The 467-nt window shown below is 36.6% G+C and carries 1 protein-coding gene; it reads left to right on the forward strand.

Going from position 1 to position 467, the window contains the following annotated elements; translation table 11 throughout:
- On the forward strand, positions 1-90 hold a 90-nt coding region (locus tag BFP75_RS22150), incomplete at its 5' end, for an ATP-binding protein (protein ID WP_240531765.1).
- Between the last annotated feature and the right edge of the window lie 377 nt (positions 91-467).

A 467-nucleotide genomic window follows, 5' to 3' on the forward strand; every position in this document is an offset into this window, starting at 1 on the left:
GCAGATGCCATTTTAGATAGACTGGTTCACACCGCACATAGAATCAATATAAAGGGAGAATCAATGCGTAAAAAACAAATAAATAAATAGTAAATTTAACCACAATGGAATCGATTTTGAGCACTTAGTTTGCTATGCTCACTTTAATCCGTTTTTAGTGGTTCACTTTGACCGTCCTTTCCAGGCAGAGACGATGGAATTGATTTGAGGTTTTGTGAATCCGATAATGATAACATAATTGTACAAGCTAAAAGATATAAAGATTTCAAATCACTTTATTCAAGGTAACTAATCAGTGCTGATAAAGTTGTCAATTCATTTGGATCCTACGAAAGATTATCGGATCTTTCGGTTATCGAAAAGGATAAGTTCATATCGGAGTTATTGGTTCGTTTGGAGAATCTTGAGCGTGCGAACCGTCGTTTGGCCGACCGTGTTGTTGAACTTGAGGGACTTTTGGTCAAGTA

It is taken from the genome of Maribacter sp. 4G9 (assembly GCF_002742265.1).
Lineage (GTDB): Bacteria > Bacteroidota > Bacteroidia > Flavobacteriales > Flavobacteriaceae > Maribacter.